The sequence below is a fragment of the Paeniglutamicibacter psychrophenolicus genome (assembly GCF_017876575.1).
GTDB classification, from domain to species: domain Bacteria; phylum Actinomycetota; class Actinomycetes; order Actinomycetales; family Micrococcaceae; genus Paeniglutamicibacter; species Paeniglutamicibacter psychrophenolicus.
The window spans coordinates 2157440-2177829 of record NZ_JAGIOE010000001.1; the positions used below are offsets into that span (position 1 = coordinate 2157440).

At 64.5% G+C, this 20390-nt stretch carries 22 protein-coding genes and 1 pseudogene; 15 read left to right on the forward strand and 8 right to left on the reverse strand.

Features of this window, described 5'->3' with window-relative positions; genetic code table 11:
• Positions 1–55 precede the first annotated feature (55 nt).
• Positions 56–1927, reverse strand: a complete 1872-nt coding sequence (gene glmS / locus JOF46_RS09745) for a glutamine--fructose-6-phosphate transaminase (isomerizing) (RefSeq protein WP_209907116.1) — start codon at positions 1925–1927, stop codon at positions 56–58.
• A 148-nt stretch (positions 1928–2075) separates the two neighbouring features.
• On the opposite strand from glmS, the gene coaA reads away from it, so the two are divergent.
• The 7 genes from coaA to tsaD all read left to right on the forward strand — a co-directional run bounded on the left by coaA (position 2076) and on the right by tsaD (position 7786).
• A complete protein-coding gene (gene coaA, locus JOF46_RS09750; protein ID WP_209907117.1) occupies positions 2076–3035 on the forward strand; it encodes a type I pantothenate kinase in 960 nt (319 codons plus the stop codon).
• Between the two features lie 95 nt (positions 3036–3130).
• Positions 3131–3529 carry a large conductance mechanosensitive channel protein MscL gene (mscL, locus tag JOF46_RS09755; RefSeq protein WP_209911784.1) on the forward strand — a complete coding sequence of 133 codons (399 nt, stop codon included), beginning with the start codon at positions 3131–3133 and terminating at the stop codon, positions 3527–3529.
• Positions 3530–3695: 166 nt separating this feature from the next.
• Positions 3696–4898, forward strand: a complete 1203-nt coding sequence (alr, locus tag JOF46_RS09760; protein WP_209907118.1) for an alanine racemase — start codon at positions 3696–3698, stop codon at positions 4896–4898.
• Positions 4891–5439, forward strand: a complete 549-nt coding sequence (gene tsaE, locus JOF46_RS09765) for a tRNA (adenosine(37)-N6)-threonylcarbamoyltransferase complex ATPase subunit type 1 TsaE (protein ID WP_425355046.1) — start codon at positions 4891–4893, stop codon at positions 5437–5439. Before alr ends, tsaE begins: the two co-directional genes overlap by 8 nt.
• Positions 5440–5454: 15 nt before the next feature.
• Complete coding sequence (gene tsaB, locus JOF46_RS09770; protein ID WP_209907120.1) at positions 5455–6126, forward strand: tRNA (adenosine(37)-N6)-threonylcarbamoyltransferase complex dimerization subunit type 1 TsaB; 672 nt, start codon at positions 5455–5457, stop codon at positions 6124–6126.
• Positions 6123–6608: a ribosomal protein S18-alanine N-acetyltransferase gene (rimI, locus tag JOF46_RS09775; RefSeq protein ID WP_425355047.1), complete on the forward strand. Its 486-nt coding sequence runs from the start codon at positions 6123–6125 to the stop codon at positions 6606–6608. Before tsaB ends, rimI begins: the two co-directional genes overlap by 4 nt.
• A 104-nt stretch (positions 6609–6712) precedes the next feature.
• The gene (gene tsaD, locus JOF46_RS09780) at positions 6713–7786 is read left to right on the forward strand and encodes a tRNA (adenosine(37)-N6)-threonylcarbamoyltransferase complex transferase subunit TsaD (protein ID WP_209907121.1); all 1074 of its coding nucleotides are present in this window, start codon (positions 6713–6715) and stop codon (positions 7784–7786) included.
• 77 nt (positions 7787–7863) lie between these two features.
• Here tsaD and JOF46_RS09785 read toward each other — a convergent pair whose 3' ends face one another.
• The 7 genes from JOF46_RS09785 to JOF46_RS09815 form a co-directional block, all read right to left on the reverse strand.
• Positions 7864–9006, reverse strand: coding sequence for a glutamate--cysteine ligase (locus JOF46_RS09785; protein WP_209907122.1), 1143 nt, complete (start codon positions 9004–9006; stop codon positions 7864–7866).
• A gap of 133 nt (positions 9007–9139) precedes the next feature.
• Positions 9140–10402, reverse strand: a complete 1263-nt coding sequence (locus tag JOF46_RS09790) for a class I SAM-dependent methyltransferase (RefSeq protein ID WP_209907123.1) — start codon at positions 10400–10402, stop codon at positions 9140–9142.
• A 117-nt stretch (positions 10403–10519) separates the two neighbouring features.
• Positions 10520–11389 (reverse strand): GDSL-type esterase/lipase family protein, encoded by an 870-nt coding sequence (locus JOF46_RS09795; protein ID WP_209907124.1) that lies wholly within the window; start codon positions 11387–11389, stop codon positions 10520–10522.
• Positions 11390–11781: 392 nt separating this feature from the next.
• Positions 11782–12156 (reverse strand): flagellar assembly protein FliW, encoded by a 375-nt coding sequence (gene fliW, locus JOF46_RS09800; RefSeq protein ID WP_209907125.1) that lies wholly within the window; start codon positions 12154–12156, stop codon positions 11782–11784.
• On the reverse strand, positions 12153–13031 hold the full coding sequence (gene flgL / locus JOF46_RS09805; RefSeq protein WP_209907126.1) for a flagellar hook-associated protein FlgL: 879 nt from the start codon (positions 13029–13031) through the stop codon (positions 12153–12155). The genes fliW and flgL overlap by 4 nt, the downstream gene beginning before the upstream one ends.
• A gap of 16 nt (positions 13032–13047) precedes the next feature.
• A complete protein-coding gene (gene flgK, locus JOF46_RS09810) occupies positions 13048–14466 on the reverse strand; it encodes a flagellar hook-associated protein FlgK (RefSeq protein ID WP_209907127.1) in 1419 nt (472 codons plus the stop codon).
• 9 nt (positions 14467–14475) lie between these two features.
• On the reverse strand, positions 14476–14994 hold the full coding sequence (locus tag JOF46_RS09815; RefSeq protein ID WP_245348069.1) for a flagellar protein FlgN: 519 nt from the start codon (positions 14992–14994) through the stop codon (positions 14476–14478).
• A gap of 188 nt (positions 14995–15182) precedes the next feature.
• Here JOF46_RS09815 and JOF46_RS09820 point away from each other — a divergent pair, with 188 nt between their 5' ends.
• The 8 genes and pseudogenes from JOF46_RS09820 to JOF46_RS09850 all read left to right on the forward strand — a co-directional run bounded on the left by JOF46_RS09820 (position 15183) and on the right by JOF46_RS09850 (position 20385).
• Positions 15183–15995 (forward strand): sigma-70 family RNA polymerase sigma factor, encoded by an 813-nt coding sequence (locus JOF46_RS09820; protein WP_209907128.1) that lies wholly within the window; start codon positions 15183–15185, stop codon positions 15993–15995.
• A gap of 118 nt (positions 15996–16113) precedes the next feature.
• A pseudogene (locus JOF46_RS22855) lies at positions 16114–16746 on the forward strand (flagellin N-terminal helical domain-containing protein); the annotation flags it as partial.
• 93 nt (positions 16747–16839) lie between these two features.
• Entirely contained in the window at positions 16840–17313 is a 474-nt protein-coding gene (locus JOF46_RS22860; protein WP_425355082.1) for a flagellin, read from the forward strand.
• Between the two features lie 163 nt (positions 17314–17476).
• Positions 17477–18808 (forward strand): flagellar filament capping protein FliD, encoded by a 1332-nt coding sequence (gene fliD, locus JOF46_RS09830; protein WP_209907129.1) that lies wholly within the window; start codon positions 17477–17479, stop codon positions 18806–18808.
• Positions 18808–19215, forward strand: coding sequence for a flagellar export chaperone FliS (locus JOF46_RS09835; protein ID WP_245348071.1), 408 nt, complete (start codon positions 18808–18810; stop codon positions 19213–19215). The genes fliD and JOF46_RS09835 overlap by 1 nt, the downstream gene beginning before the upstream one ends.
• A complete protein-coding gene (locus JOF46_RS09840; protein WP_209907130.1) occupies positions 19208–19537 on the forward strand; it encodes a hypothetical protein in 330 nt (109 codons plus the stop codon). Before JOF46_RS09835 ends, JOF46_RS09840 begins: the two co-directional genes overlap by 8 nt.
• Positions 19538–19651: 114 nt before the next feature.
• Positions 19652–19993: a flagellar basal body rod protein FlgB gene (locus JOF46_RS09845; protein WP_209911792.1), complete on the forward strand. Its 342-nt coding sequence runs from the start codon at positions 19652–19654 to the stop codon at positions 19991–19993.
• Entirely contained in the window at positions 19993–20385 is a 393-nt protein-coding gene (locus JOF46_RS09850) for a flagellar basal body rod protein FlgC (protein ID WP_209907131.1), read from the forward strand. The genes JOF46_RS09845 and JOF46_RS09850 overlap by 1 nt, the downstream gene beginning before the upstream one ends.
• Positions 20386–20390 lie beyond the last annotated feature (5 nt).

Below are 20390 nucleotides of genomic sequence, written 5' to 3' on the forward strand. Positions count from 1 at the left end.
CAAGGGGGGAAGGTACCGGCACCGCACGATGGTGGGACGTTGGAGAGCCCGGTGGCTACTCGACCGTGACCGACTTGGCCAGGTTTCGCGGCTGGTCGACGTCCAGGCCCTTGGCCGTGGCCAGTTCGCAGGCGAAGAGCTGCAACGGAACGGTGGCCAGCAACGGCATCAGCAGCGTCGGGGTCTCCGGAACGTAGAACACGAACTCGGCGTAGTCGCGAACTGATTCGTCGCCTTCCTCGGCGATGACCAGGGTCTTGGCGCCGCGGGCGCGGACCTCCTGGATGTTGGAGACGACCTTGGAATGCAGCGAGTCGCGGCCGCGCGGGGACGGGACCACCACGAAGACGGCCTTGTCCTGCTCGATCAGTGCGATCGGGCCGTGCTTGAGCTCGCCGGCGGCAAAGCCCTCGGCATGGATGTAGGCGATTTCCTTGAGCTTCAGCGCGCCTTCCATGGCGACCGGGTAGCCCACGTGGCGGCCCAGGAAGAGCACCGACTCGGTGTCCTTCATGGAGCGTGCCAGCTCCTTGATTTCCTCGGCGCGGTCCAGGATGTCCTGGATCTTCGCCGGGATCTTGCCCAGGTCGGCGAGGATGTCCTTGATCTGGCCGCTGAACAGGTTCCCGCGCAGCTGGCCCAGGTACAGGCCCAGCAGGTAGGTTGCGGTGATCTGGGCCAGGAATGCCTTGGTGGAGGCCACGGCGATTTCCGGTCCGGCGTGCGTGTAGAGCACGGCGTCGGACTCGCGCGGGATGGTCGACCCGTTGGTGTTGCAGATCGACAGGGTCTTGGCGCCCTGCTCCTTGGCGTAGCGGACGGCCATGAGCGTGTCCATGGTTTCGCCGGACTGGGAGATGGAGACGACCAGGGTGTTGGAGTCAACGATCGGGTCGCGGTAGCGGAACTCGTGGCTCAGCTCGACCTCGACCGGGATGCGGCACCAGTTCTCGATGGCGTACTTGGCGACCGATCCGCCGTAGGCGGAGGTGCCGCAGGCAAGCACGACGATCTTGGTGACGGAGGCAAGTTCCTCGGGGGAGATGCGAAGCTCGTCGAGGGTCAGGCGGCCAAAGGCGTCTGAGCGGCCCAGCAGGGTGTCCGCGACCGCGGCGGGCTGGTCGAAGATTTCCTTTTCCATGAAGGAGGCGAAGCCGCCCTTTTCGGCGCTGGCGGCGTCCCAATCGACATGGAATTCCTTGCCTTCGGCGGGGTTGCCCTCGAAGTCGGTGATGCTGTGGGACTCGGGGGTGATGGTGACGATCTGGTCCTGGCCGAGTTCAACCGCGCGGCGGGTGAAGTCGATGAAGCCCGAGACATCCGAACCCAGGAAGTTTTCTCCGTCGCCCAGTCCCAGCACCAGCGGGGAGTTGCGGCGTGCGGCCACGACGACACCGGGGTGTTCGGCGTGCACGGCCAGCAGGGTGAAGGCACCCTCGAGCTGGCGGGCGGTCAGCTCCATGGAGCGGGTGAGGTTCCCTTCGCCGGCGCCTCGGTAGACGGAGCCGAGCAGGGCCGCTGCGACTTCGGTGTCGGTATCGGAGATGAACTCGACGCCTTCTGCGCGAAGCTTGGCCTTCAGTTCGGCGAAGTTCTCGATGATGCCGTTGTGGATCATGGCGAGGTTGCCGTTGTCGGCAAGGTGCGGGTGGGCGTTGGCGTCGGTCGGTCCGCCGTGGGTCGCCCAGCGGGTGTGCCCGATGCCGGTCAATGCCGCGGGAAGCGGTTCCTCTTCCAGCGACTGGACGAGGTTGGCGAGCTTGCCAGCCTTCTTGCGCGAGTCGATGCCCGCGTCGGTGACAACGGCCAGGCCGGCCGAGTCGTAACCGCGATATTCGAGGCGCCGCAGGCCCTCAAGAATCACATCGAGCGCGCCGTGATCGGCCGCGCGTCCAGCATTACCTACGTATCCAACAATTCCACACATGAAAAAAAGAGTACCGTGTCGCACAAGGCCGCAGATACGTTTGCCCCGTCGGATGGGCATAAAATTTTGTGGTCATGAACATAGGCCGAAAGTATGGCCAAACGGTGAAGTTTGGGAATACAGGTGGATTGTTGGCACAATTCAAGGCGTGAATGGACAGCGTGCGGTCGACTACAGTGCAACACCCTTTGTCGAATTGGACCGCCAGACATGGGCAAGACTGTCCAATGAACTGAAGCAGCCACTGGACGAAGCGGACCTCCGCCGCCTCAGCGGCTTGGGTGAACAGCTCAACCTCGCCGAGGTGCGCGAGGTGTACCTGCCTTTGTCGCGCCTGCTTAACCTCTATGTCCAGGGCGCGGCCTCGCTGCACCAGGCCACCAACACGTTCCTGGGGGAGAAGACCGGGCGCACCCCCTTCGTCATCGGCGTGGCAGGTTCGGTGGCCGTGGGAAAGTCCACGACCGCCCGTGTGCTGCAGGAATTGTTGCGCCGCTGGCCCGACACCCCCGACGTGCAATTGATCACGACCGACGGCTTCCTGTACCCGAACTCGGATCTGGAAAAACGCGGCATCATGCACCGCAAGGGATTCCCCGAGTCCTACGACCGCCGCCGCCTGTTGCGTTTCGTCTCGGAAGTGAAATCCGGCGCCCCCGAGGTTCGCGCCCCCTGGTACTCGCACCTGAGCTATGACATCGTTCCAGGGAAGGAAGTGGTGGTGCGCTCCCCGCAGGTGCTGATCGTGGAGGGACTGAACGTCCTGCAGCCGGCCAGGGCACGGATGGACGGCACCGCGGGCCTGGCGCTGAGCGACTTCTTCGACTTCTCCGTCTATGTCGACGCGCGGACCGCGGACATCGAGGAGTGGTACATCCGTCGCTTCATGAAGCTGCGTTCGGGCGCGTTCTCGGATCCCGCGTCCTATTTCCACCGCTACGCATCGCTCAGCGACGACGAAGCCAGGGAAACGGCACACGGCATCTGGAAGCGCATCAACGAGCCGAACCTGCGGGAAAATGTCATTCCCACCCGAGGTCGCGCGCAGCTCGTATTAAGCAAATCGGCGGACCATTCGATCCGCCGAATGCTGCTGCGCAAGATCTGAAACAGGAATGTTTTCGATGAACTGTTCGTAAACTTTTCGAAAAAATACCGCGACACCACCTGTTGACCACTGGCATTGTGTGCAAAGCTGGGCACATGCTCAAAGGATTCAGAGATTTCATTATGCAGGGCAACGTTGTTGACCTTGCCGTTGCCGTCGTCATTGGTGCCGCTTTTGGCGCCGTGATCAATTCATTGGTTGAGAACATTCTCATGCCATTGATCGCAGCATTGGTTGGTTCGCCGAACTTCGACAACTTCCTCGTTGTCACGATCGGTGACGGTGTCGCCATCAAGTTCGGTGTCTTCCTGACCGTCTTGGTGAACTTCATCCTGATTGCTGCCGCCATCTACTTCATCGTCGTTGTGCCGATGAAGCACCTCGCCGAGATGCGCCAGGCTCGCCTGGGCGTCGAGGAACCCGCCGAGGAACTCGATCCGCAGGTTGCCCTGCTGGCCGAGATCCGCGACGAATTGCGCAATCGAACCGTCTGATCAACCGCGCACCTTCGGGTGCCACGAACGATGATGCCCCGGCGGCTGTGATCCTTGTGATCCGGCCGCCGGGGCATTCTCGTGCCCAAGACCTGGCACGGTGCCGGCCCGGGCAGGCGGTGTGCCCATGAAGCAGGCACCGCATTGAAAGTGGGATGATGGAGCGGTGAGTGCACAATCTACCGATCAGACCGAAAATCCAACCCACACCCAGGACCCGACAACGACGTCGGACTGGGAACGGCGCGCCATCATCGATCTGGCCAACGTCCGCGAAAACGTCAAGCGCGTGGCCGAGCTCGTGGCGCCGGCAGCCATCATGGGCGTGATCAAGGCCGATGGCTACGGGCACGGAGCCGTGGCCGTGGGACGCGCCGCGGTGCAGGCAGGGGCCACCTGGCTGGGCTGCGCCCACGTCACCGAGGCCCTGAAGGTGCGGGAAGCGGGGATCGAGGTCCCCATGCTGGCGTGGTTGCACACCAAGGGAACCCCCTTCGCCGAGGCCATCGCCGCAAACATCGACCTGGCCGTGTCCGGCTGGGAACTTGAGCATGTGGCCCGCGCCGCGCAGGCCGCAGCCCAACCTGCACGCGTGCACCTGAAGATCGACACCGGACTGGGCCGCAACGGCAGCACCCCCGAGGAATGGGAACTGCTGCTGGGCCGGGCGGCCAGCTACCAGGACGAAGGATTGATGCGCGTGGTGGGAGTCTTTTCCCACCTGGCGGTCGCCGACGAACCCGAACGCCCGGAAACCGACGACCAGCTCGAGGCCTTCAACCAGGCCGTGGCACTGGCCGAGGACGCTGGCTTCGACCTCGAGGTGCGGCACATCGCCAACACCCCGGCGATCCTCACCCGACCTGACGCCCACTACGACATGGTCCGCCTGGGCCTGGGCCTGTACGGCCTGAGCCCCTTTGCCGGGGAAGACCCGGCACGCTACGGACTGCGCCCGGCCATGACGCTGGTCAGCAGGATCGCGAACGTCAAAAAGGTCCCGGCCGGGCAGGGAGTGGGCTACGGCCTGCGCTACCACACGGAGAGGGAAACATACCTGGGCCTGGTCCCGATGGGCTACGCCGACGGGGTGCCGCGCGTCGCGCTGAACGCACCGGTGAGCATCAACGGAACGATCTACCGGGTCCGGGGCACCATCGCCATGGACCAGTTCGTGGTGGACCTGGGCCCGGATATCGACGTCGACCAGATGCTGGGCTCCGAGGTCATCCTCTTTGGCGAGGGCGGTCCCTCGGTCACCGAATGGGCCGACGCCGCCGGCACCATCAACTACGAGATCGTCACCCGCATTTCCCCGCGGGTCCCGCGCCGGCTGGTGGAAGGCACCTGGGGTGAATCCGGTGAGTGAGCCCTCCGTGGCCGTCGAGCTCGCGGTGCACGACATTGCCCAGACCAAGGAGTTCGCGCACAGGCTCGGGGCGATCCTGGCCCCGGGGGACCTGCTGGTGCTCACCGGCGAGCTCGGGGCCGGCAAGACCACCTTCACCCAGGGCCTGGGGCTGGGGATGGGGGTGCGCGAGGGCATTATCTCGCCCACTTTCGTGATCTCCCGGACCCATCCGACCCTGGGCACCGGGCCGGACCTGGTGCACGTGGACGCCTACCGGCTGGACAGCGCCGCCGAGCTCGACGACCTCGACCTGGAAGCGGGCATGGGCACCGCGGTCACGGTCGTGGAATGGGGCGCGGGCAAGGTCGAACAGCTCAGCGACTCCCGCCTGGAGATCGTGCTGCTGCGCCCCGGGTCGGTGCAGAACCACGAGGACCTGGTCTTCGACTTCCACGAGGGCGAGGACGACGAGCCGCGCACCATCAGGCTCACGGCCATCGGCCCGCGCTGGGACAACGACCCGGCGCTTGCGGCCCTGCTGAACGACTTCACGAGCTAAGGGAAAAGATTAGAGATGCTCTTATTGGCCATTGACACCTCCGCCAACGCCTCGGCGGCGCTGCTGCGCGCAGAGGGCACCGCCATCGAGGTGCTCGGCTCCTTCACCTCCACCGAAAGCAACGACCACTCCGAGGTCCTGGCCCCGGCCATCGAATCCCTGCTGGCCGCCGCCGGCGGGGTGGTTCCCGAGGCGATCGCGGTCGGGGTGGGCCCCGGGCCCTTCACCGGGCTGCGTGTGGGCCTGGCCACTGCCCGCACCCTCGGCTTTGTCTGGGGCGTGCCGGTCCACGGGGTGATGAGCCTGGACGCGATCGCGCTGGATGCGGTGGCGCAGCAACCCGCAGGGGACTTCACCGTCGCCATCGACGCGCGGCGCAAGGAGCTCTACTGGGCACGCTACGACAAGTCAGGTGCGCTGCTCGACGGACCGCACGTCACCGTTGCCGAGGAACTGCCCGCAGGCCCGGTGTACGGGGCCGGGGCGGGCCTGTACGACGAACGCCTGGCCGCGCTGGGTGCCAAGGCCGTGGAAGGCTTCGAAAACTCCCACCCCGGCGCCGTCGCGCTGGGCACGCGCGCGCTGCGCACCCTGGCCGCCGGGGAGGAGCTGTTGGGCACCGAGCCGCTGTATCTGCGCGAATCCGACGCCAAGGTGCCCGCGGTGATGAAGGGCAAACTGCTGTGATTCCGCCACAGCCCAACCCCGCGCCGGAGGGCCTGGAAACCAGGCCCATGCTCCACTCGGATGTGGACGAGGTCTGGGAGATGGAAAAGGCGCTCTTCCCGGCGGATGCCTGGCCGCGGGAGATGTTCATCGGCGAGCTGGACCTGGTGGACACCCGGAACTACTGGGTGGTGCAGGACGCCGGGAAAACAATCGCGTACTGCGGGCTGATGTGCGTGCTGCCGTTGGCGGACGTGCAGACCATCGCCGTGGACCCGCACTACGAGGGCCGGGGGATCGGGACGCACCTGTTGCGCCTGATGATCGACACCGCCGTGGCACGCAGCGCCACCGACCTATTGCTGGAGGTCCGCGAGGACAACCCCCGCGCCCAGGGCCTGTACGAGCGCCATGGCTTCGAGGCCATCCACCGCCGCAAGCGGTACTACCGCGACGGCGTCGATGCCATCATCATGCGCAAGGTGCTGTTCACTCCCGCTTGATCCTGCCGCATCCACGCTTCCGGGTGGCCCGTGGCCGGCGGGCAACGCATCGGTGAATGTGCCCGCTTCGCCCAAAGCGGGGCATCGGCCCTAAAATTGGAACCATGTCCCTTACTGCACCGCTTGTTCTTGGCATTGAATCCTCCTGTGATGAAACCGGGGTGGGTATCGTGCGTGGAACCGAGCTCCTGGTCAACGCCGTGGCCTCGTCCATGGAAGAGCATGTGCGCTTCGGCGGGGTCATCCCCGAGATTGCCTCCCGTGCCCACCTGGACGCCTTCGTGCCGACGCTGTCCTCCGCGCTGAAGGACGCGGGGGTGTCGCTGGATGAGATCGACGCGATCGCCGTGACCAGCGGCCCCGGGCTCTCCGGTGCCCTGATGGTGGGGGTATCCGCCGCCAAGGCCCTGGCCCTGGCCACGGGCAAGCCGCTGTACGCGATCAACCACCTGGTCGCCCACGTCGGAGTGGGCATCCTCGACGGGGGTAAGCTCCCGGAAAACCTCGGGGCGCTGTTGGTCTCCGGCGGCCACACCGAGATCCTGCAGGTCAACTCGCTTGCCTCCGATGTGCGCCTGCTCGGGGCCACGATCGACGACGCCGCGGGGGAGGCCTACGACAAGGTCGCCCGGCTGCTGGGCCTGGGCTACCCCGGCGGACCTGTCATTGACAGGATCGCCAAGGACGGGGATCCCAAGGCCATCCGCTTCCCGCGCGGGCTGACCCTGCCCAAGTTCATCGGCACCGCCGAGGAACCGGGCAAGCACCGCCATGACTTTTCCTTCTCCGGGCTCAAGACCGCGGTGGCACGCTGCGTGGAGCAGTACCAGAAGCGCGGCGAGGAGGTGCCGGTGGCCGACATCGCCGCCGGCTTCCAGGAGGCAGTGGTCGATGTGATCACCTCCAAGGCGGTGCGCGCCTGCCAGGAACACGGGCTGACCAACCTGATGCTCGGGGGAGGGGTGGCGGCGAACTCGCGGCTGCGCGAGCTGCTGGCCGCGCGCTGCGCCTCGGCCGGGATCACCCTGCGGGTGCCGCCGCGGAACCTGTGCACCGACAACGGCGCAATGGTCGCGGCCCTCGGCGCCCAGCTGGTCGCCGGCGGCATTGCCCCGACCGGATTGGGGTTCTCCACCGACTCCGGGCAGCCGGTATCCCTGGTGTCCCTGGTCGCCTGACGCCGGGACACGAACGGCAACAAGAGGGGTGGACGGGAAATTTCCCGTCCACCCCTTCGCGTTTTTGGATCCTGGGCTCAGGCCAGGTGCATCCGCCGGACATTGTCCTTGACGATCTCGTGGAGGTCGCCGTTGTTCGCCGAGGCGATCTTGTGCTGCCACTGGTAGCCGGCGCCGCCGGTGATGATGCGTTCCACATCGGCCAGCTCGGCGCTGCAGCCGAGCTTTTCGGCGACCGGGGCCAGCCGTTCGAGCTCCAGGCGCAGGTGGTCGGTGACGAGCATTTCGTCGCCGGCGGCGTTGAGGATGATGATCGCATCCATGCCATAGCGGGCGGCACGCCACTTGTTCTCGACCCGGAACCACGGAGGCATGACCGGGATGGTTCCCCCGGCATCCAGCGTGGAGGACATGTCATCGACCAGGCACTGGGTCAGTGCGGCGATCGCACCGATGTCCTGCAGCGAGGAGAGCCCGTCGGGGATGCGCATTTCCACCGTCCCGAAGCGCGGGACCGGGCGCACGTCCCAGCGGATCTCGGAGATATCGTCGATGACCCCGGTGTGCAGCATGTCCGCGACGTAGGCCTCGTATTGCTCCCAGGCCCCGAAGTGGTAGGGAATCCCGGCGGTGGGAAGCTGCTGGAACATCAGGGCACGGTGCGAGGCGTAGCCGGTGTCTTCCCCTCCCCAGAAGGGGCTGGAGGCCGAGAGCGCCTGGAAGTGCGCCTGGTAGTTGATCAGACCGTCGACGATCGGCAGGGCCTTGGCCCGGGAATCGAGGCCCACGTGCACGTGCACCCCGTAGATGACCATCTGCTGGCCCCACCACTGGGTGCGATCGATCATCTTGGCGTAGCGGTCCTTGTCGGTGACCGGCTGAAGCTTCGGCGGGGCAAACGGGTGGGACCCGGCGCAGTACAAATCCACGCCCATGGGGTCGGTGACCTCGCGGACGGCCACCAGGTTCTCATGCAGTTCGGCCTTGGCCTGCGCCACGGTTTCGCACACACCCGTCACGATTTCCACGGTGTTCAGCAGCAACTCCTGCTTCACATGGGGATGCTCGTCGCCGACGCCCAGGGATCCGTGCCGCACGTTCAGCTCGGCGAGGACTTCCTCGGCGACCGAACGCAGGTCGGAAGTATGGCGATCCACCAACGCAACTTCCCATTCCACACCGAGCGTGGACTGGCGTGATGATGCGAAATCTATTTGCATCGAACCTCCATGATTCATGAGGCGAACCACCCCAATATGTTCTTCCCGCCAGTCTATCGAGCGAAACCGCACAGTTGATGCCACCGATGGAGGTTCGGTGGTATTTGGCGGTCCAAAGGTCGTGTAATTGCCCTCACACGGGGAAGGCGACCGGTTCCACCTCGATAGCCAGGCGCGTATCGCCGATGCGGGTGAGCACCAGTGTCGCCTTGTTTTTCGCATCGCGCCCGGTGCCGGCCAGCAGGATCTTGCGCAGCTCCTCCGGGGTGACGTCCATGCCGCGCTTCTTGATGTCCAGCACGCCGATCTTTTCGGCCTTGACCCACGCGCGCAGGTTCTTCACGTGGTACGGGCGGACCGCCAGAACCTTGTAGGCCTTGGCCAGCGGGGTGTCCACGGCTTCAGCGGTGCTGAAGTAGGCGATGTGCGGGTCGAGAAGGTGCCCGCCGGTGTCCTTGAGCAGCTGGTCGATCAGCCCGGCGCGGATCACCGCACCGTCTGGTTCGTAGATGTAGGAGTCGATCGCGCCCACCGGGACGTCCCCGCGCAGCGCCGCGTCGGGGTCGAAGTCCACACCGCTAGTTAGTTCCGTGGCACCGTGTGCACCGATCACCAGGGCCGCACGGCGGATGCCGGGGCGGGCCAGCGGGCCGAACCAGAGGGCAGCCTCGGTGACATCCCCGTTGATGGAGACCCACTGGACCTCGCAATTGGCCGGAACCGCACTGTGCGGCAGACCAGGGCCCATCTTCACGCCCACGGCCAGCCCGCGGTCGGCCAGCGACTCGACGAAGGACAGCGGAGGGGAGAACGCCTCGGGATCGAAGATCCGCGAGGTGCCGGAGGTGTCGGTGGTGCGCCGGGCCGGGTCCAGCCAGACCCCGTCGAAGCCGGTGAGGTCGAACTCGGTCGCGTCCGCGTTGACGACCGTGGCCGTGGGCCACGGCATGAGGTTCAAGGTGGCCGCGGCCGCGGTGGTCTCGTCCATCTCCACGGCGGTCACCTCGATCTCGGCGCTGGCCAAGGCGAGGGAATCGGCGCCGATGCCGCATCCAAGGTCGGCGACCTTCTTGATCCCGGCACGGGTGAAACGCTGGGCATGCAGGCCCGCAAGCTTGAGGCGCGTGGCCTGTTCGAGTCCGGCGGGGGTGAAAACCATGCGGTCGGCGAAGGGCCCGAACTTGACCCGGGCCTTGGAACGCAACTGCGCCTGCTGGACCACGGCGGTGACCAGTTCCACCGGGTGCCCGTCCTTGCGCAGCGACAGGTTGAGGTTCAGTGCCGCCTCCTTGGTGCCGGCGGCGGACGGGTCGACCGAGTTCAGCAGTTCCCACCCCTGGGGTGTCAACAGTATTTCCAGCTGGGATGCTGCGGCCTCGGAGCTTTGGTTTGCCATGGAATCAAGCCTAGTACGGATGGCGGGCCACCCGCGGCGCGGCAAAGGGAAGTCCCGTTGTGCCGCACCCGGATTGATGCCGCACAGCGGGACTTCCCTCACACCCGTTCGCGGGTGTCAGCGCACCAACAGATTCATGTGGATGTGGTTGCGCACCGCCGGGTAGTAGCCATTGAGGTAGCCACTGGTGGTGGGGTGCAGGTTGAACGGGTCGCCAAGGTTGGCCATGTTGAAGTAGATCCAGGAATCCGTTGCACCCAGACCGTGGTCGTTGAACGGGCCCAGCACCGAAACGAACGTGGCGCTGGTGCCGTCCGTGGCATCGCGGATGACCCGGTTCAGCGAGTCGCCCAGCTTGTTCAGGTCCCGGGCGTGGCTGGCGCTCATCAGCGGCTGGTCGCCGTTGGAGGCAGTGAAGAGCCTTGGGTAGCCCAGCACCAGGATCTCGCCGGGCGTCGCAGCATCAATGAATTGCAACGTTTGGTGGGCGGACGCTCCAACCATTGGGAGCGCGGCGTTCCCTGCTGCCAGGGCTTGTTCGCACGCGGCATCCGATCCGAGGGTGCTGCAGGCGAGGACCAGGCCGGCAAGGTTCAGGTCGTTGCCGCCGAGCGTGAGTGTCGTCAAGTCCGCCGTGGCCAGGTAGGGGGTGATCTGCTGGGCCACTGCCCCGATCTGTGCGGTGGTCATTCCTGCGCAGGCAACGTTGGCGGTGAGGTTGACGTTGTCCATGGAAGCGATCTTGGTGACGTGTGTTTGGCCGTTGCCTTGCAGGCAACCCGGGAACGGACCGGGGACCAGGGCCCCGGAGCCGAATCCGGCGGAGTACGAGTCGCCGAGGTTGACGTAGTACACGATCCCCGAGGTGCTGGTTTCCGTCGGCGGCGCCAGCGCGGCGGCCGGGCCCATCCCGGTGAGGGACAGGGCACACGCGGCAATGCCGGCGGCGAATATGGCGAAAATTCGAGATGGTGCGAAGCGAGCCATGGGAAAGATCCCCCTGCTTTCAACATGGCGGGGCGTCGGTGACGCGCCGCCGGTTTCCCGAAGGGTCGGGTGGCCGTGTGAGGCGCCGCGCCGTTGCCGGAGGGTGCCCCGTGGTTCGGATCCCCAAGGATGGGAACCACCGTCCGGCCGGGCGCGAGGCACGGCCGGTGTGCCAGGGTGCGGGACCGAGGCTCTCGGCTCGCACGTATTGCCAATCCTAGGACTGCTCTTGGACATAAGACAGGGTTGGGAAGGAGGGAACATGGCACGCCACTGCGCTCCGGTGCCGGGGAAGCAGCATGCGGAAGGCTACGGCGCCGCTGGTGCGCGGGTCGGAACGGGGTTGGTGGAGCCGGCCAGGTGCCGACGGATGGGTTGCGGGCCCCGGGGGATCAGAGCGGCAGTGCCGAGCGGATGGGCCAGTCCTGGCCCTCGAGGATGAGTTGGGCGCAGGCCCCGGTGTCGGTGTTGAACACGAGCGGGGCCAGCAGGTTGACGCTCGCTTGGCTGTCGGAGGTGTTCACGACAACCAGGACGCAGCGGGACGCGGGCTCGGGCTCCCCGAGCAACGCCATTTGCTCGTTGGTGAACACCGGCTTGTAGTCGGCCAGGTGCAATGCCGCATCCAGCACGAAGAGGCGCAGCGCGGCGGCCTGCGGGGAAGCCAACGAGTACAGCCCCAGCGCACCCTCGACGGGTTCCAGGGACAGGGTGGAGGCCTCGGGGAATCCCGGCAGCGCGGCGGCGGGAACCAATACGCGGCTCATCGCAGGAAGTCCATCAGCGAGGGCTGCAGGGTGCGGGCCGCGGCCGAGAGGGCCGCCTGGTAGGCGACCTCCTGGGTCTTGAGCTCCAGGATGACCTTGCCCAGGTCAATGTCCTCGATGCCGCTGCGGCGTGCCTCCAGCGAGACGGCGTCGGAGAGCAGGGCGTCGTCGGCTGCCAGCACCGCTGCGTGGCTGGCGCCGATGGTGGCCTGGGCCCCGAGGACCTGTTGGAGGTGCTTGTCGACGTCACCGATCTTGGGGGAGATGTTGGTCCCCGCGCGCAATGCATCGGCAATGTTCTTCACGAGCTTGAACACGCTGTCGTCCCCTTCCCCGAAGACGGTGGCCCCGGCGGCGTCGACGCGGACCATTGAGTTGGGGCCGATGCGCCGTTCCACCTTATCGGTGGTGTGGAACTGGTAGGTGGTCTTGTCCAGTGCTTCGGATTCGTTGGTGGTTCCGGCAAATACATGGCGGCCCATGAACTGGGTGTTGGCTGCGGTGACCAGAGAGTTGAGTAGTTGGTCCAGTTCCAGGGCGATGGCTTCCTTGGCGTCCGGATTCAGGGCGCCGTCGTTGGCTCCCTTGACCGTGAGGTCGCGGACCTGCTGGATGATGTCGGTCGCGCTGGTCAGGGCCTTGTCCGTGGTGGAGAGCCAGCCATTGGCGTCCTGCACGTTGCGGGAGAACTGTGTGTTCAGCCGCTGTTCGGCGCGCAGGGCCATGACATTTGCGGTGCCCGAAGGATCGTCGCTGGGCTTGCCGATTTCCTTCTGGGTGCCGGCCTTGTTCTGGATGGTGGCCAGCCGGGTCATGGCTGCCTGCAAGTTGCGCTCGGCATTGAGGTTGAGTGCCGCGGTCGTGATTCTGGTCATGGGTTTGGTTCCTTCCCTAGCGTCCGACGAGTCCGGTGCGGTTGATCAGCGTGTCAAGCATTTCATCGATGGCTGTCATGACGCGCGCGGCCCCCTGGAAGGCATGCTGGTTGGCGATCAGTGCAACGTTCTCTTCATCGAGGGACACCGCGGAGACCGATTGCTGGGCGTTGATGGCGCCTGAGGCCGCCACCGCGGTGGAGACCGCTTGCTGGGCCTCGGCGCGGGTGGTCGTGCCGATCTTGATGACCAGGTTCGCCCATAGGGCGTCGGGACCGTCTGACTCGTTGCCAATAGCCGCCATCTTCGCGGCGTTGGAGCCGTCCAGGTTCCCTCCGGCTGTGCCGCTGGTTGCCAGGTCTGCGGCTCCCTTGGCCAGAACTTCAAGGGTTCCTGCAGGGTCGCTTGAGTCGAACTTGAAGAAGGGCGGGCCCTTGACACCAGCCACGGTGTACCCGTCGTCCTGCATGTCGTTGACGCGTGTGGCCAGTTTTACGGCGATGCCTTCGAGCGATTTGGCGGCTTCGGCGAGCGAGCCGCCGGTTCCGTAGTCGTCGGCCGGGGCCAGAACCGTGAGCGCCCCGGCGAGCCGTCCGGACTGCAGGGCAATGGGCGACCCGGCGCGGTGGGCCCATTGGATGGACGGCGGGTCACCTGCGCCACCGAAGATCGTGGCCCCGGTGGCTTCCAAGGGTCGGACCGTGCCTCCGGTGACCAGGGCGTTTCCGTCGATCAGCACGTCGATGGTGCCGTCGGGCAATTCGCGGACGGTCGCGCCGGAAAGCTCGGCGATGTTTTGGGTGAGCAGGGCCCGCTGGTCGAGCAGGGCGTTGGGCGTGCCGCCGGATGCGACGGTCGATCGGATCTGTTCGTTCAGGCCGGCGATGGCGGTTGCCGCGGCGTTGATGTCTCCGACCATGGTGTCCAGGCTTTGGCGTTGGGCCTCCCACTGGTCGGAGATCTCGGTTCGGGAGAGCCCGATGCGGTTGGCCACGGCCTTGGCGCGCTCGATCAGGACCGCGGCGGGAGAGGTCTCGCCGGGTTGATTGGCGACGTCCTGCCAGCCGGCCCAAAAATCGTTGAGCAGTGCAGAGAGCCCGTTCTCGCCCGGTTCCCGCAGGATCCCCTCGAGGTTCGTCATGGCCTCGGCACGGGTGTCGGACTGGGCAGCCAGTGCGATGGTGCCGCGCACGCGGGCATCGAGATGGGCATCGGCCAAGCGGGCGATCCCTGTCAGGGCCACTCCTTGTCCGACGCCGGGCCGGGAAGCCAGCAGGCCGGTCGATGCTACGGAGCCAACGGAGAGGAAGTCGGCGCGTTGCCGGGTGTAACCGGCCGTGCCCACGTTGGCCATGTTGTTGCCGGCCGTCTCCATCGCCAGGCGCGCGGCATTCAGGCCGGACATGGCCGTGTTCAGGCCACTGAATGTACTCACGTCGGTTCCTTAGAGGTTGGTGTCGATGATGTGGGCGCCGGCGTTTCGCGACGCGGTTGCTCCGGCCGGGCCATACAACGAGGGGTCGTCACCCAGGGTTGCGAGGGTTTCCTGCGTGGAGCGGTGGGCGGCTCGTAGGTATTGTTCGTTGGCATCCCGCAGCTGGCCGATTTCGGAACCGGTGTTTCGCAGTGCCGCCAGATGTGCGCCCAGGATTTCGTTCCACGGACCTTCGGGTGCCGCTTTGATGATTTCCGACAGCGGCGCAGCTGCGTCAAGTCCCCAAGACAAGGCAACGCGCGCCGCTTCGACGGCACGGTTCAGTCCCGCAGCGTTGACCTTCTCCAAGACGTTTTCAATCTCACGTGTGGCCAGTTGGATCCATTGGGACTTGCCGGCAACGAGCAAAAGATGCTGTTCTTCCAACTTGAAGTGCAGCAGCTCAAGTAGTTCCCGTTCTTTCCACAACAGGGCCGAAAGCTCATTGGTACCCATGATTTTTATCTCTCCAAAACTGTTGTGCCCCAATAATTTCCCCCAGTCATTGGAGTCTATCGGCCGACACAAAGTGAACGTTAGTTATCCAACGGGTCATTTAGGCCGGATTGCGGCTAACATCTGTTCTTGGGGAATTACGCATTTGGGGAAAATGGCTAGTTGGCCAGAGGCAATGGCTTCTGGACTTTTGATCACTCAAATGGACAAGGACGATCCGGTTGGAGCGACAAGTACGCAACCAGATGGTGCTCGATAACCTTCCGCTGGTAGGTTATCTCGCCGCAGAATTGTGCGCGAAGGCGACGCATCTCTCCCGCGAGGATTTGGCGTCGGTGGGGGCCATTGCCCTGATCACCGCGGCGGATTCCTTCGACGACACCCTCGGGGTTCCTTTCGGGGCCTACGCCCGGCGGCGCATCGTGGGCGCCTTCGCCGATGACATGCGCTCCAACGACTGGGCGACGCGTGGCGCACGCAAGAAAATCACCGAAACACGCACCGTCCAGGATTCCCTGACTGCCGCACTGGGTCGAACCCCGACGGTTGTCGAGCTATCCGAAGCGTTGGGCCTTGACCAGACGGCTACTCTCGCGATCTTGAGCGACTCGGCACGCACTGTGGTGGCGATAGACGACACCATGAACGACTACCTTTCTTCCGGCATCGAGACACCAGAAGAATCAATGCTCGAAGTGGAACGCACCAAGGTCATCCGGGATGCCGTTGCGGCGCTGCCCGAGAACCTGCGCGTGGTCATCGAACGCATCTACTTCGAAGGCTCCACCGTGAAGGAACTCGCAGCCGAAATGGGGGTCACGCACTCTGCGGTGTCCCAACGGAGAACCGCTGCCATGAAGCTGCTTCATGAAGGCTTGCAAACGCGTTACATCCCGGACCAGGCGTCATTGCCCGAATCAAGTCTCAGCAGGGCGGCCACCCAGCGGCGGGAGCAGTACCTCAAAGATTTTGGTGAGCGCGTCGCCGGGGGCATCGTGCGGTTGGCTGGCCAGCCTGCATGGCCCTCTGCATAGCGACCCAACACCTACTTTCCCATGACTGCTAACCGTCCATGTTCAATGGTCGATAGTCGGTGATTGAGGTCCACGGACGGACCTTGGTACATACACCCGTCTCACGGAGGAAATCACCATGGGTATGCAGATCAACACCAACCTTGCGGCACTGAACGCTCACCGCAACCTTTCCAACACGCAGAACGACCTCTCCAAGTCGCTGGAGAAGCTCTCTTCGGGCCTGCGCATCAACCGCGCGGCCGACGACGCCGCCGGCCTGGCGATCTCCGAGGGCCTGCGTTCGCAGGTCAACGGCCTGAGTGTTGCTGCCCGCAACGCGCAGGACGGCATCTCGGTCATCCAGACTGCTGAAGGTGGCCTCACGGAGGCACACTCCATTCTCCAGCGCTTGCGTGACCTGTCTGTCCAAGCCGGAAACGATTCCAACAACGCCGATTCGCGTGCGGCAATTACGAAGGAAGCCGATGAGCTGGTTTCGGAACTGGCGCGCATTGGCCAGTCGACCAACTTCAATGGCATTAAGCTTCTCAGCGGTGACGTCGATGCTGCTGCTGTGGGCAAGCAGGCCACGCTGAACTTCCAGATTGGCGCGGACGGCGATGCGTCGAGCCAGATCGATGTCCAGCTGGCAAACGCCGACGTCACGGGCGTTGCCTCGCGGCTAAGCACGGGTACAGGATCCACCTTCTCCCTAGATGCATCAGCGACACTCGCTACTCTGACCTTCACAGCTGAAGATGGTGCGGCTACTCCGAATACTCTTGCAACTGCCGCCGTTGATATTTCTGGTCTGACGCTCGAAGGTGGAGCCGCCCCGACGACCGCTCAAGCTGCCTCCAACATGGACAAGATCGTCAATGCGTTGAACGGCGACACCAACTTTGCGAAGAACTTCACCGCGACCAAAAACGATGCTGGCGAACTCGTCGTGAAGTCGACTACGGGTGCGGTAGTCGACACGGACACAGCTCCGGGTGCTGGACTGACCGGTGTTGTCCAGGGCGCTGTTGGTTCGTTGGACTTCAGTACCGCTGCTGGTGCCCAGGCCGCCATCTCGGCCATCGACATCGAAATTACCGGTATCTCCTCTGCTCGTGCCGAACTCGGCGCCAAGCAGAACCGCTTCGAGTCCGCCATCAACTCCCTCAACGTTTCACGTGAGAACCTGCAGGCCGCAGAGTCCCGCATCCGCGACGTCGACATGGCCGCCGAAATGGTGAACTTCACCCGCTCGAACATCCTGTCCCAGGCCGGTACCGCCATGCTCGCGCAGGCCAACCAGTCCAACCAGGGTGTCTTGCAGCTCCTCGGCTAAGCATCCAAGACAGTTTGGCAACCAGGCGGCTTCTAGGTCATGGAAGGTTTAGAAGCCGCGCCAAACAACCACTGATCTCCCGTGGCAGGTTTCGACTTATCGAGTCGGGTACCTGCCGCGGGAGATCAGTGGTATCCACACCATAGGTAGAAGCGGAGACAATATGGGCCTGGCACTCGACGGACTTGCGAGTGGTCTTGACACCACGGCGCTGATCAATTCCCTGATGCAGGTCGAGGCGATCCCGCAGAACATCCTGAAAAACAAGGTTAGCTCGACCAAGACCATGGTTTCCGCCTTGCAGGCGTTGAACACCCGTGTCGCGGATCTCGCCACCTTGGCCACGAAGCTGGCTAAACCGGATTCGCTGCAGCTGTTCACCACCGCTGCCAGTTCCGAGGGTCTGAAGGTGACGGCTTCCGCCGGAGCCAGCACTGGTTCCATCGATCTTGCGGTCGACCAGCTGGCAACCAGCCAAGTGCAGGTAACTGGGGCGATCACGGAATGGGATGCATCCGAGTTCTCCATTACCGTCGATGGTGCCGAGACGACGATCATCGCCGCATCGAATTCATTGGATGACATCATTACCGCTGTCAACGCCTCCGACATAGGAGTCAAAGCGGTGAAGGTGTCCGCCGGCCAGACCTCGGACGGCACTGAGCAGTACAAGCTACAGTTCTCCGCAACCGAGACCGGCGCAGCCAACGCATTCAAGGTTTCCATAGCCGGAACCGACGTGCCGATGACAGTAGTCCGTGAGGCGCGTGACGCCGAGGTCACGCTCTGGGCCGGGGCCGGAAGTGGAGTCGAGCAAAAAATCACCTCTTCCTCCAACACCTTCACGGGGCTGCTACCCGGGGTGGATGTGACGGTTTCAAAGGTCTCGACCGAGGCAGTGACCGTTTCGGTTGAGCGTGATTCCAAGGCAGCCTCAAATGCCGCCTCGGGCCTAGTCGATTCCCTCAACGGGCTGTTTAACTTCATTGCCACTAATTCCGCAGTCACCTCGGGAGCCGGCGGAGCCACCAGCGGCATGATCTTCACCGGCGACAGCACCGCCCGAGACGTGAAGCAGCGCATTATGGATGCGGCAATCATGCCGGTTGATGGAAAGTCACCCTCCGAGATCGGCATCTCGATCACCAAGGACGGCAAGCTCGAATTCGACGCCGAAAAATTCTCCAAGGCCCTGGCTGAGGATCCCGCCCGGGTAGAGACGGTGTTGCAGACCATTTCCTCGCGAGTCTTAGCGGTGTCCACGGCCATGTCCGACAAACACGACGGCATGATCACTTCCCGGATCAAGGGCCAGGAATCCATGATCTCGCGATTAGATACCCAAGTCGCTGACTGGGACCGCCGGTTAGACAGCCGCGAGGCCACGCTGAAGCGGATTTACTCCTCACTTGAAGTGCAGTTGAGCAACCTCAATTCCCAACAGTCCTACCTGGCTTCCCAGCTGGCTTCTCTCCCGACCACGCAGAAGAAGTGATGATGAACCCGGCTCTCAAACGTGCGCAGCTTAACCGCGAGGCGATCCTTTCGGCCAGCCCCGCGCGACTGCTCACCATGCTCTACGACCGCCTGCTGGTGGACCTCAACCGTGCCGAAGCCGCCCAGCTGGCAGGGCACTGGCCGGTGGCTTCTGAAAACCTGGTGCACGCCCAGTCGATCATTGCCGAGCTCATCTCCTCCCTGAACAGCGATCTCTGGTCGGGGGCCACGCAGCTGCACAGCATCTACGCCTTCGCCACCCAGCTGCTCATCGATGCCAACATCAAGCGCGATCCCGCACTGACCCGCCAGGCCATCACGTTGATGGAACCGTTGCGCCAGACCTGGCACGAGGCAGCCGCTGCCCCGGCAGCACCGCTTGCCGGTGACGAACACATTGGCTGATATCCCTGCACCGCACCGCGGCGCCGAGTCCTGGGAGCAGTTCCTGGACGAGCTGGCCACCGACGTGGCAACGCTCCGATCGGCTGCCACGGATGAAACCATGCTGCTCGAACTGCCCGTCGCTCCCTGGCTCCCGCCTGACGACCTTGGTGAGATCCCGCAGGAGCTCGCAACTCGGGCAGCGGACCTGTTGTCGGACATGCAGGACCTTGCGCCGCTGCTCGAACAGCGCCGCGAGGCGACCGTGAAGCAGCTGCGCGCCGTCGACTCGGTTCCCCGAGACACCGGGCAGACGTCCATCTACCTGGATTCAATCGGATAGAACAAACAGCTAACGGATAGCTGACATCGGCCGATGGTCTAGGAAGAGCACGGATAGCTCACTTTCCTTTTGCGCCCACGGATGGGCCACGCACCGACCCTGGAGCAATTCGTCGTGTTCGATTCCGTCACGTCCCTGGCGCTGGAAAGCGCGCTGGACGGCCTGGCCCTGCGCCAGCGTGCCATCGCAACCAACATCGCGAACGTCAACACCCCCGGCTACCACGCCCGCCGTGTCGAGTTCGAGTCCGCCCTGGCCAAATCCGTGTCCGAGGGCAACGGCCACGTTGCCGCAACCACGTCGACCTCGCTGGAGCCCACGCGCCTTGACGGAAACAACGTGAACCTGGACACCGAGACACTATCCAACATCGACACCGTGCTGCGCTACCAATTCGCCACCCAGGCGGCCTCCGGGCCGTTCAACTCCATCCGCACCGCACTTCGGAGCAACTAATGCTTGATGCCATCGGAATCGCGGGAACCGCGCTGACCGTCCACCGCAAGTGGCTTGACGCCGTTTCCGACAACCTCGCCAACGTCAACACCGCCACCTCCACCGACGGCGACGCCTTCCGGGCCCGCTACGTCCTGGCCCAGGCCGGCGCCGAAAACACCGGGGTCTACGTTGCCGGGACCGAGCTGGGGGACGCGGCCGGGCGCATCGTGCACGAACCGGACCACCCGCTGGCCGATGCCGAGGGCAACGTCCGCTACCCGGACATCGACATGTCCGAACAAATGGGATCGCTGATCATGGCCCAGCGCGGCTACCAGGTCAATGCGGCCGTTGTTGACCGCGCCAAGGAAACCTACCAGGCCGCACTGCAGATCGGACGCAACCAGTAATGCCC